This is a genomic window from Desulfuromusa ferrireducens (assembly GCF_055389805.1).
Genome location: NZ_AP042415.1, coordinates 4,409,024 through 4,422,386, shown reverse-complemented (window position 1 = coordinate 4,422,386; position 13,363 = coordinate 4,409,024). Strand labels below are relative to the sequence as shown.

At 52.5% G+C, this 13,363-nt stretch carries 15 protein-coding genes; 10 read left to right on the top strand and 5 right to left on the bottom strand.

Translation table 11 applies throughout. The features are described 5' to 3' along the window. Positions 1-81 precede the first annotated feature (81 nt). Together ACZ5PT_RS19850 and glpX are read right to left on the bottom strand one after the other, a co-directional pair. Positions 82-909 (bottom strand): cytidylate kinase family protein, encoded by an 828-nt coding sequence (locus tag ACZ5PT_RS19850; protein ID WP_464264747.1) that lies wholly within the window; start codon positions 907-909, stop codon positions 82-84. Between the two features lie 48 nt (positions 910-957). After that, positions 958-1,929 carry a class II fructose-bisphosphatase gene (gene glpX, locus ACZ5PT_RS19845; RefSeq protein ID WP_464266775.1) on the bottom strand — a complete coding sequence of 324 codons (972 nt, stop codon included), beginning with the start codon at positions 1,927-1,929 and terminating at the stop codon, positions 958-960. 290 nt (positions 1,930-2,219) lie between these two features. On the opposite strand from glpX, the gene ACZ5PT_RS19840 reads away from it, so the two are divergent. The 3 genes from ACZ5PT_RS19840 (at position 2,220) to ACZ5PT_RS19830 (ending at position 4,551) form a co-directional block, all read left to right on the top strand. After that, positions 2,220-3,398, top strand: a complete 1,179-nt coding sequence (locus tag ACZ5PT_RS19840) for a class I SAM-dependent methyltransferase (protein ID WP_464264746.1) — start codon at positions 2,220-2,222, stop codon at positions 3,396-3,398. Positions 3,399-3,477: 79 nt separating this feature from the next. Then, positions 3,478-3,702: a NifU family protein gene (locus ACZ5PT_RS19835; protein ID WP_464264745.1), complete on the top strand. Its 225-nt coding sequence runs from the start codon at positions 3,478-3,480 to the stop codon at positions 3,700-3,702. Positions 3,703-3,921: 219 nt separating this feature from the next. Beyond that, complete coding sequence (locus tag ACZ5PT_RS19830; protein WP_464264744.1) at positions 3,922-4,551, top strand: DeoR family transcriptional regulator; 630 nt, start codon at positions 3,922-3,924, stop codon at positions 4,549-4,551. A 136-nt stretch (positions 4,552-4,687) separates the two neighbouring features. On the opposite strand, the gene ACZ5PT_RS19825 is transcribed toward ACZ5PT_RS19830, so the two are convergent. The 3 genes from ACZ5PT_RS19825 to ACZ5PT_RS19815 are packed head-to-tail and all read right to left on the bottom strand — an operon-like array spanning position 4,688 to position 7,101. Beyond that, positions 4,688-5,851, bottom strand: coding sequence for a DUF362 domain-containing protein (locus ACZ5PT_RS19825; RefSeq protein ID WP_464264743.1), 1,164 nt, complete (start codon positions 5,849-5,851; stop codon positions 4,688-4,690). 6 nt (positions 5,852-5,857) lie between these two features. Then, a complete protein-coding gene (locus tag ACZ5PT_RS19820) occupies positions 5,858-6,256 on the bottom strand; it encodes a secondary thiamine-phosphate synthase enzyme YjbQ (RefSeq protein ID WP_464264742.1) in 399 nt (132 codons plus the stop codon). Continuing rightward, positions 6,253-7,101, bottom strand: a complete 849-nt coding sequence (locus tag ACZ5PT_RS19815) for an alpha/beta fold hydrolase (RefSeq protein WP_464264741.1) — start codon at positions 7,099-7,101, stop codon at positions 6,253-6,255. The genes ACZ5PT_RS19820 and ACZ5PT_RS19815 overlap by 4 nt, the downstream gene beginning before the upstream one ends. A gap of 180 nt (positions 7,102-7,281) precedes the next feature. On the opposite strand from ACZ5PT_RS19815, the gene ACZ5PT_RS19810 reads away from it, so the two are divergent. The 7 genes from ACZ5PT_RS19810 (at position 7,282) to mshL (ending at position 13,343) form a co-directional block, all read left to right on the top strand. Continuing rightward, positions 7,282-8,184, top strand: a complete 903-nt coding sequence (locus ACZ5PT_RS19810; RefSeq protein WP_464264740.1) for a tyrosine recombinase XerC — start codon at positions 7,282-7,284, stop codon at positions 8,182-8,184. A 105-nt stretch (positions 8,185-8,289) separates the two neighbouring features. Next, positions 8,290-8,892 (top strand): peroxiredoxin, encoded by a 603-nt coding sequence (locus ACZ5PT_RS19805; protein ID WP_464264739.1) that lies wholly within the window; start codon positions 8,290-8,292, stop codon positions 8,890-8,892. Between the two features lie 190 nt (positions 8,893-9,082). Then, positions 9,083-9,991, top strand: a complete 909-nt coding sequence (locus ACZ5PT_RS19800) for a hypothetical protein (RefSeq protein WP_464264738.1) — start codon at positions 9,083-9,085, stop codon at positions 9,989-9,991. Next, on the top strand, positions 9,991-10,596 hold the full coding sequence (locus ACZ5PT_RS19795) for a PilN domain-containing protein (RefSeq protein ID WP_464264737.1): 606 nt from the start codon (positions 9,991-9,993) through the stop codon (positions 10,594-10,596). The genes ACZ5PT_RS19800 and ACZ5PT_RS19795 overlap by 1 nt, the downstream gene beginning before the upstream one ends. Next, on the top strand, positions 10,593-11,258 hold the full coding sequence (locus ACZ5PT_RS19790; protein ID WP_464264736.1) for a hypothetical protein: 666 nt from the start codon (positions 10,593-10,595) through the stop codon (positions 11,256-11,258). Before ACZ5PT_RS19795 ends, ACZ5PT_RS19790 begins: the two co-directional genes overlap by 4 nt. Then, positions 11,251-11,637, top strand: coding sequence for a hypothetical protein (locus ACZ5PT_RS19785; protein WP_464264735.1), 387 nt, complete (start codon positions 11,251-11,253; stop codon positions 11,635-11,637). Before ACZ5PT_RS19790 ends, ACZ5PT_RS19785 begins: the two co-directional genes overlap by 8 nt. Further along, positions 11,634-13,343 (top strand): pilus (MSHA type) biogenesis protein MshL, encoded by a 1,710-nt coding sequence (gene mshL / locus ACZ5PT_RS19780; RefSeq protein WP_464264734.1) that lies wholly within the window; start codon positions 11,634-11,636, stop codon positions 13,341-13,343. The genes ACZ5PT_RS19785 and mshL overlap by 4 nt, the downstream gene beginning before the upstream one ends. Positions 13,344-13,363: the final 20 nt, after the last annotated feature.

Below are 13,363 nucleotides of genomic sequence, written 5' to 3'. Positions count from 1 at the left end.
ATCCCGTTCTCCTTACTTATATTTGCTATGCAAAACGCCGGCAGTGGCCGGCGTTTTATTTACGCTTGTTTTTACCCGGACTTAATGATCCTGCGGGTTGTTGCGATAGCCAACAATTTTGAGGTTGTCTGTTATCCCGACAATTCCCTCAACCTGCTGTGCATCGTCTATTGCCGCTTGACGCTCAGCCTCACTGTAAACATGACCAGAAAGGGTGACGTGGCCGTCTTTTACGTCAATATTGAACCAGATGTCCTGGATCCGTTCATCTGCAAGGCGGGCAATCTGGATCTTTTTCTGGATGATCAGGTCTTTCAGCTTGAATTTTGCTGCACTCTTTTTTTCCACCAGATTCTGGTCCTGGACACCTTCGGCGATCAGTTTGACCGCAGTCTCGTTTGACAAGCGCGCAGTATTGATCACCATATCGTATTCGATCGGATTGCTCCAGTTACGGTCAAAGTAATATTTGATGAATCCGGCTCGCTGCTGGTCACTTTTACGCACCAGAGAGCGCGCCAGGTCGGGATCGATCCACTCGCGTTCAGCCCAGCGTTCCACCCGATCTTCAAACGGAGCGATGACCCGAACCCGGAAAACACTGCCAATGCCGGGAAGCAGGTCTTGGCCTCCGCGGCCATAGATAACGACATTCCCCTTGAGGGCTTTTTCAAGTACGATCAACTGGATGCGGCTCATATCTAATTCGATTTGCCGATCAAGTTGCTCAACGAAGGCGGGTGGTTTTTCGTCGACCTGCTGCAGGCTTTCAGCTGTCAGGCCGTATTTGGAGGCCACATCCTTGATAGCGTCACCATCAACGAGGGTGTAACCGAGTTCTTCTGCTATTTGATTTACTATTGGAATGCCGCCGCAACCCATTTCTCGGGAGATGGTAATGATCGCCATATTTTAATTCTCTCCAATTCGTACAGTGTTGTCGATCAGTTATGGACGTTATTTGCCAGCATTGAAGCCTGGTTTGTGATCGAAATAATGGATAGTTTCAAGAAACCGGACCGTACGGCTTTTGGAACGCATCACCACCGTGTGAGTTTTTGCGCCGCCGGAAAAATAGCGAACGCCGCGAACCAATTCACCGTTGGTAATTCCGGTTGCCGCAAAAAAAACCTCACCTTTGGCCATCTCTTCCGCCGTGTAGATCTTGTCGAAATCGGTAACGCCCATGCTCCGGGCTCGAATTCGTTCCTCTTCGGTCATGAAAACCAGTCGGCCCTGCATGAAACCGCCAAGGCATTTGATCGCTGCCGCCGTCAGAACTCCTTCAGGGGCTCCTCCGACGCCAAGCATCATGTCGACGCCACTGCCTTCGATGGCTGAGGCAACCGCTGGCGCAACATCACCGTCAGAGATCAGTTGGATGCGGGCACCGACCTTGCGAATCTCGGCAATTGCCTTGTCGTGGCGTGGCCTGTCGAGTAAGACCACCATCAGGTCCTGAGGCGAGCAGTTTTTAGCCTTAGCTAAGGCGATAACGTTTTCGCCCGCTGATTTTTGCATGTCGACCGCGCCGATGCCATCTGGGCCGGTGACTATTTTATCCATGTACATATCAGGGGCATGCAGAAAGCCGCCACGTGGTGCCAGGGCGATGGTGGCGATGGCACCGTTGGTGCCCTTGGAACAGATCGTGGTTCCTTCCAGGGGGTCGACGGCAATGTCCATCTCGCACTCGCCTTCAGCGCCACAACCGAGCTCCTCACCGATATAGAGCATCGGTGCTTCGTCCATTTCCCCTTCGCCGATGACGACAACCCCGTTGATTTTCATCGCCCCAAGGGTGCGCCGCATCGCTTCGGTTGCAGCAGCGTCAGCAGAAATTTTATCCCCTTTGCCGACCCAACGTCCAGAGTCCAGGGCTGCCGATTCTGTGACCCGAGCAAGCTCAAGGGCCAGATTTCGATCCATTACCATGTAAAGTAAGCCAATCTAAAGCGGTGAATAATTCCTCATCGTTTACAGCAGGTCATAATGGCATGATTTTCTGTCAAGTTCAAGAGTCGTGAGTTTGCCGTCGTATAAAGCCGATAATTTCCTGTACTTCCGGCGTTTTTGCCTCTCTGGTAAATGTGTTTGTTCTGTTTGCTGGTGGTTTGTCTTTGTTTGCCTTTGGGGCGGGATATCCTGCCACTAAAGGGCTCTTGTTTTTACTGGGGCAGCTGGCTATAATCGCGCCCTTAAACTTTAGACGAGCGAGTATGGAGATGATGACTGTGGTTGAGGAAAAATCAGAATTGGTCGAACTGCTGCGCAAGAAGATTGAAGCCGAAGGCGGGGTCAACTTTGCCACCTTTATGGAGCACTGTCTTTATCACCCTGACTATGGCTATTACACTACCTCTCGCACCCGGATCGGTAAAGACGGTGATTTCTTTACCTCGTCCAGCGTCCACTCGTTGTTCGGCCGACTCGTTGCGCGCCAACTCGAACAGATGTGGCAGTTGCTTGGACAGGGGGAATTCACGATTGCTGAACAGGGCGCGGGAGAAGGGCATCTGTGTCTTGATGTTCTTGACGCGCTGGCTGCCGACGCGCCAGAGTTTTATCAACAGCTGAATTACCGGATTGTCGAAATCAGTCCCGACCATCAACGTGGTCAGGCCGGAAATCTGCAGCGGCACGTTGATGCCGGTCGGGTGGGTTGGTGTTCTCTCGCTGACCTGCAGGGGATGCAGGGCTGTTTTCTCAGCAATGAATTGATCGATGCCTTTCCTGTTCATTTGCTCGATAAGCGCGATGGTGAATTTAAGGAGATCTTTATTGTTAACGGCGAAGAGGGTTTCGTCGAAGAGGTCCGGCCGTTGTCCAATCCTGCTATCGAAGATTATTTTTCGTTGGTTGGTAGCAGTTTGCTGGAGGGGAATCGTGGCGAAGTTAACCTGCAGGCTCTCGAGTGGATGCGTGGGGTCGCCGAGGTCATTGAGCGTGGATTCGTTTTGACTATCGACTACGGTTACCCGGCAGAGGAACTGTTTGCTCCGTTTCGCCGGAACGGGACACTGCTCTGCTACCATAAACACCAGTCGAACGAAAACCCATATCAACGCCTTGGCTGTCAGGATATTACTGCACATATCGATTTCACCGCTCTGCAAAAAATTGGTGAGCAGCACGGTTTGGAAACCCTATATTTCGGCGAACAATATCGGTTTCTGATGGGGCTCGGTTTTATTGAGGCGCTGATGGAACTGCAGGTGCAGGAAACCGATCCGCAAAAAGCGCAGGCCCTGCGGATGACATTGAAAAACCTGATCATGCCGGACGGTGGAATGGGAGAGAGCTTCAAGGTTTTGGTGCAGGGTAAGGGGGTTGAAGCTGCGGATCTGCTCTGCGCGCGTCGAATTCGAGATATCAGCATGCCGCCTGGGATGTTTTAATTCCCGCTGGCTTGCTTGCTCCAGTCTAGGGGCGCTATACTGCAAACACATAACCACATATTAAATGGAGGAACATCCGATGAAAGAACGTGTTCAAGAAGTCCTGAACCAGGTCCGTCCCGCATTGCAGGCCGATGGCGGCGATGTCGAGCTGGTTGATGTTAGCGAAGAAGGAATTGTCAGTGTTAAGCTGACAGGGGCATGTGGCTCCTGTCCGATGTCGACCATGACCCTGAAAATGGGAATTGAAAAAACTCTGATGGAAAACATTCCTGAAGTCAAAGAAGTGGTCCAGGTTCGCTAGGACTGCTTGATCAGGCAATAAATAATATTTATCGTTGTTGGAAGAGCCGACCTGTAAAGGTGTCGGCTCTTTTTTTTGTCCTTGTTGTTTCGATAACAAAAATACTGGCATTTATGTTTGTTTGGTGATACTTTCTCCCCGATCATCATGGCCGCGTTCCCCTTCTTGCTTTCTGCTGCGGCTTGAACTTCTTTTTTTGTTTTGTTAACAAGGCTGACTATGAAATCGACGGAACGACGTAAAGAGTTACTTATCTGGCTGGAAGAAGAGGGTACCTTGAGCCTGTCCGAAATGGTGACCCGTTTTGGTGTTTCAAAGATGACGATTCACCGTGACCTGGATCTGCTCGAACAGCGACAGGTGTTGAAGCGGATCCACGGCGGTGCGGCACGAATCGAGAAGCTGGTGCGTGATCGGGACGGTCGCTACGAAACGCGACTGGAGCAAGGGAGTTGCCTGATTTGTTATCGTCCGCCCAGCCAGCAACTGCTCTATACGTTGACGTTGAAAAACGGTGAGCAGAAGGTTGCCTGTTGTCCGCACTGTGGGATCTCCGCGCACTTGATGTTGGGCGACCGGGTGGCGATGGCTCTGACCGCCGACTATCTTACCGGCAAGCTGCATTCGGCGCAGCATTCCTTTTTTGTCATGGGGAGCGTTGCCAGCCCTTGTTGCCGCCCGTCGATGTTAACGTTTGAGGATGAAGAGATGGCGCAACGTTTTCAAACCGGTTTTGGCGGCAAGGTCGGAAGTTTGAATGATGCGTTAAGATATCTTGAAGAGGATATGACGTTGCACAGCGTTGATGGTTGCCCCCATTGTGCAGCAATGGGAGAGAAGGCCGATTGACGCAATTTACAGGAGGGGCGTTTTTTGTCGGGACGCCCGTTGTCGTTTTTTTTAGCGCACAGGTTACGACCTGTGCGCGTAACCCACCCATTCTTCAACTTAGTCTGGTAGCCCAGAAAGTTTCGAATCTTTTTCGCTAAGGCTCCCCGCGAAATAAACTGTGTAGCCGCAGCAGTAGTCCTTGTTTGGTCGATAGCGCCCCGTGCGGGCAAAGTTCCTGACAGCAGAAACAGCGGATGCAGCGTTCATAGTCGATCCGCAATTGACCGGCTTCGATCTTCATTGCTTCCGGTGGACAGTAGGTGACACAGTCGTTGCAGAGTTTGCAGCGGGTCGCATCGACAGCTGGCCGTGCAGTAATCGAGTGTTTCAGGTGTTTTTTCAGTGGGCCTGTGAGGCCAAAGGTGACGTCAGTCATCTTTGCCGGGTGGAAGTTGCTGATTTGCAGCTCTCGAAGTGGCGTGCCCAGCAGTTCCAGTTGTTCGAGACGGGTGTAGGGGCGGCCGGTGTCGAGCGCTTTTTGCTGTGTCCAAACCTGATGTGGCTGCATGCCGACCAGTTCAGTGGCGACCGTATCGATGGCCTGGGCGTTGCTGCCAGCCAGGAGCGCACCGATCAGTACCGGATCGCCGTTGCCGGGACCTTCCCCTTCCATACCAACCACCGCGTCAACGATATGCAGCGCCGGGGACAATTGCTCGCACAACTCCAGTAACATCAGGGCAAAAAAGCCCTTATCGGTTCCCGCCTGCAAGTGCAGACGGGGTTTGCGCAAGCCGACAACCGCACCGAACATATTTTTTACCGCGCAGGTCAGGCCCATCATCTGGTGGGTTTTTAGTTTCGGCAGGTTGATGATAACATCAGCGTTGAGGATTTCTTGTGCTACCTCCAGTTCGTGGAATGTTCCGCCTCCCGGACGGATCTTGACCGATTCTTCGAAGGTAGTAAAACGTGCTCCGGTCGCTTCGACAATCTCAAGAATGCCGCATTTGCGCGCTACATTTTCTGCCGTGCCGATGCCTGGAGAGTCACCGACACTGACAATCCCGCCCGCCTCCTGTGCCAGTTCAATCACCGCACGGACGATTTCCGGGTGGGTGGTGACAGCTTTTTCCGGGACTTTTCCTGAGAGCAAGTTGGGTTTGATCAGGACCCGTTGCCCCGGTTTGACAAACTGCCGCATGCCGCCGAGGGGTTCGAGCAGTAGCTCAATGCTGGTTTTGATGGCCGCTGGATCGTAATTGCTGCGTGCTTGCAGCGATACGCGGTGGGCAGCTGAGCTGGAATTTGTCGTCACAGGTTGTTAGCCTTCGATCAATTTGAGCTGTAGTTTTCGGCATCGGGGGCCATCAAATTCACAGAAATAGATTCCCTGCCAGGTGCCGAGTAAGAGTTTGCCGTTGCGGATGATGAGCTGTTCGCTGGCGCCGATCAGGCTGCTTTTGATGTGCGCGGCACTGTTCCCTTCCCGGTGTCGATATTGGTTGTGCATCGGAATCCATTGGCTGAGGCCATTGAGCATGTCTATCGCGACGTCGGGATCGGCGTTTTCATTGATGGTTACAGCTGCCGTTGTGTGCGGGACAAACAGCAGCGCCAGCCCCTCTTTGATGCCCGAAGCGGAGATCACTCGTTGTACTTCGGTGGTTACATCGCAGAGTTGAACCTGCATTTCTGTTGTCACTTGCAGTTCGTGAATCATTGTGTCGGCTGCTTTTGCAGGGCACCGCAGACTGCAGCCAGGGCCGCTTGGCGGTAGATCAGTGCCGTGTGCCCCATGTTGTCCAGTTCAACGGCATCACCCCAGGACAGTTGTGCATTGGCATTTGGCACGACCATATTGTCTTTGCGGGTGAAGATGTTGGTCATTTTGATGTTGTCCGGCACCGGGGCCTCATTGAGGCGGCGTAGAAAGTCGGAGCCTGGAACCAGGACCCTGCCGAGGGGGGATATTGCAAAGGGGATTAGTTTGGATCCCGAATGGGGCGAGCCAAGACAGACACATCTGTCGACTTTGTCCGCACCGCCACGCAGTTGAATGTAGTTGCGGGCAATAATGCCACCCATTGAGTGTCCGACCAGGTGGACTTTATCGACCCCGAGTCGGTGGCGTAACTCATCGACCTTTTTTGCCACCAGTTCGGTGAGGGCCTCCTCGTTGTGCCATGACGAGAGATTGATGGTGGCAATGTTTTTGAAGCCTTGTTTGCGCAGCGACCATTTAAACCAGAACCAACTGGCGCGATTATTAAACAGTCCGTGTAGAAGTAAGATCGGGGTTTCGCCTCGGGACTGGGCGTGCTTGCGTGGATTGAAAAGTCCGAAAGGGACGATCAGCAGGGTGAGAACATTGAAAAATGTTTCCTGGGCAACGAGTGAAAGGACCATGCGCGCCGTGCGGCAGCGAAATCTATTGTCGAGCAATTGCGGGTCAGCGTTGGCATACTCGTACCAGCACATGCTATAAGTCAAAATGACAACCAGCAGGTTGAGAAGGACGAAGGCGACAAATAAGCTCAGAATTAGGGTTGATAGGAAACACCACATAACTATGACTCTCTCCTGATGAATTTAAAAGCGGCCTTTTTTGGGGGGGGCTGGAGGGGGAATTTTTATAGCTCCCGGAAAGGCCTCAATATAGATGCCCGATTATGCCATGCTCCCTGATAAGCGTCAATCGATCCGCCATTGATCAGGTTGCTTTTGCCAGCAATTCCGCGAGGGGTGATGGAACAACTGCTGAAACGATTTAAAGAGCACCTGTCGGTCGAGCGGAACCTATCATCGCGGACCATAGAGGCCTACCTGCGTGATCTGCAACAGTTTCAACTTTTTTTGCAGCAGCAGCCCGAATTTTATGGGCCTGCCAGCGAGTGGTTGGGACGGATTGATTTGCTACTGCTTAGGCGTTATCTGGCTGACTTGCATCAAGGTTGTGGTCGCACCAGTATTGCCCGCAAATTTTCGTCGATCCGCGTTTTTTTTCGTTTTCTGGTCCGCGAAGGTTTGTTGTCGACGTCCCCTGCGGATGCCTTGTCAACGCCAAAACGTGAGCAGTATTTACCGAAAGTCTTGAGCGCCGAGCAAGCCGGACAGTTGCTGGATCGACCTTTGCCGGGGAAACGGTTATTGGTCTTGCGCGACCTGGCGATTTTCGAATTGACCTACTCGTGCGGATTGCGCGTTAGTGAGCTGACGGGGCTCGATATCGGTTCTGTTGATTTAGTCGAGTCTTCGGTCCTGGTGCTGGGTAAGGGTGGTAAGGAGCGGCTCCTGCCGGTTGGGCGCCAGGCATGCTCTGCGCTGCAGGCTTATCTTGACGAGTTGGGGCCAACTGCCGTCGCAGATCCCCTGTTTGTTAACCTGCGGGGCGGACGTTTAACGGCGCGCAGCATCCAGCGCAATCTGAAAAAACGTTTGTTGCTGTTCGGCTTGCCGACTGACGTCACCCCCCATGCCCTGCGGCATTCATTTGCCACCCACCTGCTTGATGCCGGCGCCGATTTGCGAGTCATTCAGGAATTGCTCGGTCACGCCTCCCTTTCAACCACGCAAAAGTATACCAAGGTTAGTTTTGCCCATCTGGCTGAAGTCTATGATCGGGCCCATCCGCGCAGTCGCAAAAAATGACCAAAACGGTCACCTTTTCCTTGACAGGCGTTGCTGAATAGATAGACTAGCGTCAATCAACGCAGCAAATATATTCCCCTGTCGATATGTAAAGGAGTTTGGCCAATGAGCGTTCTCGTCGGAAAAAAAGCCCCGGAATTTACCGCAGCTGCCGTTATGGCTGATGGATCGATTAACGAGAGTTTCAGTCTTGCCGAATTTCAGGGGAAATATATTGTTCTGTTTTTCTATCCCCTCGATTTTACCTTTGTCTGCCCCACGGAGTTGATTGCTTTCAGTCGTCGGATCACCGATTTTGAAGAGAAGGGCGTACAGGTTATAGGTTGTTCCATCGATTCCCAATATACGCACATCGCCTGGAGAAATACGCCGATTAATGAAGGTGGTATCGGTGAGGTGAAGTACCCGTTGGTTGCAGATGTTAAGCATGAAATCTGCCGGTCTTACGATGTCGAGTTTGATGCCGCCGGGGTAGCTTTTCGCGGTTCATTTCTGATCGATCAGAAGGGGGTTGTTCGTCATCAGGTGGTTAACGATTTGCCCTTGGGGCGCAATATCGATGAGATGTTGCGGATGGTCGATGCGTTGCAGTTTCATGAAAAACATGGCGAAGTTTGTCCTGCCGGGTGGAATAAAGGTGATCAGGCGATGGTTGCCGATGGTCAGGGAGTTGCTTCTTATCTGGCGGAGCAAGCGGAGAAACTTTGAAAAAATTCGACATCTTTCATATGGTTAGAAACTTTAGCTAAGAAAAGGGTGGCCCCGTGCCACCCTTTTTTTTATTGCTTATTAAGCTATAATAGATGTAACTTTTGTGTAATATTAGTATGCTCAAAAAAAGCAAAGGTTAGTGGAGGAAAAACTGGTTTTTTGGGCTAAAAAAAACAAGGGGAGTGGAGTGCTTGTCGGGGCCTGTCAGGAGCGCTCTGGGAGCAGTGTTGCCTGCGTTCTGCGCGCTAAGGGTGAGCAGCCGGTTTTGCAGTCGGTTAGTTGGGAGTCTTCTGAAGAGACAGAGTCCTCTCTTGAAGCACTCAAGCGTCTGGTTCGTCTGCGACAGCTGCAGGATTACAGCGTCGTTTCCGTTTTGGCTCCCGGATTTTACCAACTCATGCAAGTTGAGTTGCCCCAGCTCCCAGCCGGAGAGCGCCGTGAAGCTGCACGCTGGCCGATTCGTGAATTGCTTGAATTCCCGGTAGAAGAGGCCGTTGTTGATGTCTTTGATGTCGCACCTTTCGGTAGCGACAATAACCCGCTGACTTATGTTGTCGCCGCCAGGCAGAGCCTGTTGCGTGAACGGATCGATCTCCTGCAGGAAGCAGAGTTGCAGCCGCTGGCCATCGATACACCGGAGTTCGCGTTACGCAATCTTGCCGAACTGTTTGTCGCTGATGCCCGTGGTACGGCGATTTTGTATCTTCAGGCTGACGGTGGCATGCTGACCATCGTCCGCGAAGGCGTACACTATCTGACCCGCTATCTGACATCCGGGATGAACGACCTGATTCCTTATGCCGATGGCGACTATGAAGCGTTGACGGAACAACTAGACACTATTGTTCTGGAAGTTCAGCGCACCTTCGATTATTGCGAGAGTACTTTCCGTTTGCCGATGGTCTCGCGGTTGTTGATTGCTCAGACCGAACGTGAGATCACAGCGGTCAACAGCTACCTGAATGATTATCTCACAACTCAAGTTGAGCCGTTTAGCTTTGCGTCCGTGCTGACGGTGCCTGAGGACAGCGTGCAGTTGGACCTGAATCGTCATTTGTTGGCTATCGGTGGCGCGTTGCGCTGGGAGGGGAGTTGATGCGCCAGCAGGTCAATCTGTATCAAGCTGTTCTGATTGATAAACGGGAGCCGTTGCGCGCGCGGCAGGTTGGGCTGATTTTACTGTTGTTTATCGCTTTGTTGACTGTGCTGAGCCTGCTCGGTTATCGACAGACGGGTGGAGCCAGTCAGCGTCTGGCTGCCTTACAGAAACAGCAGACAGCGAAGATTGCGACTATTACTGCCCTAGAAGAACAATACCCGCAACGGCAGAAAAACGCTTTGCTTGAGGAAGAAATTCAGCGAAGCAGAGATCTGCTGGAAGAGCAAAAACAACTGCTCGGCTATTTCTCCGTTCGTGAAGAGGCGGGCAATGACGGCATTCTGCAGTTGCTTGACGGTCTGGCGCGCAATCAGCGGCAAGGGGTTTGGCTACGCAGGATTCAGCTTGCTGACGGTGGCCGTAATATCGCCCTAGATGGCAGTGCCGTACGCCCGGAATTGGTCCCACAGTATCTTGAATCGCTTGGCGAAAAAGGGGTTTTGGCGGGACAGGTTTTTTCCCGTTTGAAACTGGCCCGTTTGCAGGAGCAGCCGGGGCAGGTTGACTTTAGCCTCGAATCGTTGCCGGTGGGGCAGCCATGAAGCGGCTTGGGACATTGCAAGATCTGTTGCAGTGGTATGAGCAACGCCCTCTGCGTGAGCGGGTATTGTTGTTGGTTTGTCTGTTGGTTGTCCTGTTTTTCATCTGGGATACAGCGGTGATGAGCTCTCTTGGTCTGCGCAAGAAAAACGCCCGCAAGCAAGCCGCAGAAATCGACATCGCAATGATCGAACTTTCGACCCAGGAGATGTTGATTCAGGCGCGTAAGGATTTTGATCCCGATCGTGAGAATCGCCAGATCCTAGAGAAGCTGCAGACTGATATTGCGGATGTCCGTCGGCAGTTGGAAGGAAATGTCGTCAATCTGGTCTCGCCTAAGGATATGCCGCAGCTGCTAAAGGACCTTTTATTGCGACAGCAGAAGTTGCAGCTGCTCAGCTTGGAAAATCTACCGGCAGAAACCTTGCAAGTTAAGGAACCGGTAGGCGATGACTCTTTGTCCCCAGTTTTATACCGCCACCGGCTGCGGCTTGAATTTGTCGGCGATTATCTGGCCACACTGGCTTACTTGAAGACCCTTGAGGAGATGCCCCAGAGCATGGTTTGGGAAGAGTTGGAAATTGAAACCCAACAGTATCCGCAGGCCAAGGTTCGTCTGCAGGTCTATACTTTGAGTTTGGCCAGGGGGTGGATCGGTGGGTAAAAGATTTCTCTGCTGTTTGTTGGTGTTACTGACGTGCGGTCCGATGTTGGTTGCAGCGGCGGATGTTTTGAAAGATCCACTACGCCCGATACGCTACCAGGCACCGGTTGCCGAGCAGGCAGTTGATAGCGGCGCCGAGCAGCAGCGTCTGGATTGGCGGTTGAGTGGCGTATTGATTTCCGCTGAACGCTCCGTCGCCATTATCAATGGCCAGTCGATGCAGGTTGGGGATCTGTTTGAGGGCTATAAGCTGATCAAGATCGAAGCGGGCGAGGTGTTGTTGCAGAGCAAACAGAAACAGATTGTATTGCGCCGGGCAGGAACCGGTTTGAAGAAGGCATCCTCGTTTCTGGATGTCACGAAAGGGAGTCATCCGTGAAATTGTCGGTGCTGAAAATCTCCGGGCTATTCGCTGTACTTGCGATTGGTCTTTCGTCTTTTGTCGGGTGCGCCCCGGCACCGCGCGGTGGAGAGGCTCTGGCATCGATTAATCAATCATTGGTTTCTTCGACGACGCAACCGCCGGCTCGGGTAACGCCTCCACCACCTCCCCGGGAAATCCGTTCGGCGCTGATTCCGGCTGCTCAGCGGCTCAGTGCTACTGCCAAGGCTGTAGAACCAGCGACGTTTGATATCGCCGCCAGCGAGGTTCCGGCGCGCGAGTTTTTTATTAGCCTGGTTGAAGGTAGTCGGGTCAACATGGTTGTGCACCCTGACGTTAGCGGGGAAATCAACATCGATCTGAAAAACACCACAGTTGAAGAAGTCCTCGAGGTGATTCATAACGTTTATGGCTATCCCTATTTTAAAACTGGCAGCATCTATCAAGTGATGCCGATCGGTCTGCGGGCCGAGACTTTTCAGGTGAACTATATCAACATGATCCGCCGGGGCACATCGCAGACCCGGGTCAGTTCCGGGCAAGTCTCTGAGGTTGATAGCAGCGACAATGGTTCTGAAGAGACCTCAACCAGTACCTCTAAAACGGTCACCGGCAGCAGCATTGAAACTGAATCGACGGCGGATTTCTGGAGCGAGTTGCAACGCGCCATACAGAGCCTGGTTGGCAGTGAAGGCGGGCGCAAGGTTGTTGTTCAACCGCAGGCCAGTGTCGTGGTGGTGGTGGCAATGCCGGACGAACTGCAGATGGTCGGGAACTACCTGCAGACCATTCAGAACAATTTGCAGCGACAGGTCGTGATCGAGGCGAAGGTGATCGAAGTCAGTCTTTCCGATGGGTTCCAATCCGGAATAAACTGGGTCGCTATGGCTTCGGATGCGGATGGCAAGGGCGCTGTCGGCGGTCAGGTTGGTGGCGGGCGAATCTTTGACGAAGGGAATATTTCGTTTACTGAGGACAACGTTCTTGGTGCGCTTCCAGCCGCCATACAGTCGTCGGTGTTTGGCGGCGTTTTCGGGCTTGCTTTAAATTTTAATGATTTCACGGCCTTTATTGAACTGCTCGAAACCCAGGGGGATGTGCAGGTCCTGTCTAGTCCGCGGATCTCCACGGTTAATAATCAAAAAGCCGTTATTAAGGTCGGCTCTGATGAATTCTTTGTTACTGATATCTCCAGCGATACCACCACCGGAACCACCACCAATAGCACGACAGATATTACCTTAACGCCATTTTTCTCTGGAATCGCTCTTGACGTGACCCCGCAGATCGATAACGAAGGGGGCATTACCTTGCATATCCATCCGACCGTCAGCGAGGTTGTCGACCAGAACAAGCAGTTCAGTATTCGTGGGGAAGTGCAGAGCCTGCCGCTAGCATTCAGTACGGTCCGTGAGTCAGATAGTGTCGTCTATGCTGAAAGCGGTCAGCTGGTGGTTATTGGTGGTCTGATGAAGGAAAATACGATCAGCGAAAATGCTGGGGTGCCAATATTAAGCTCTCTGCCTGGAATCGGTTCGTTGTTCCGTCACACCAGGGAGCGATCCCGGAAAAGCGAGTTGGTGATCCTGCTGAGGCCGCAAGTCATCCACAGTCCAGGTGATTGGACCTCCACTCTTGAAGCTTCACGCCAGCGGATCGACAAGATTGCTCCCCAGTTCCAACGCAATTGGCGAGGACAGTGACAAGTCATTTCAAGACAGGT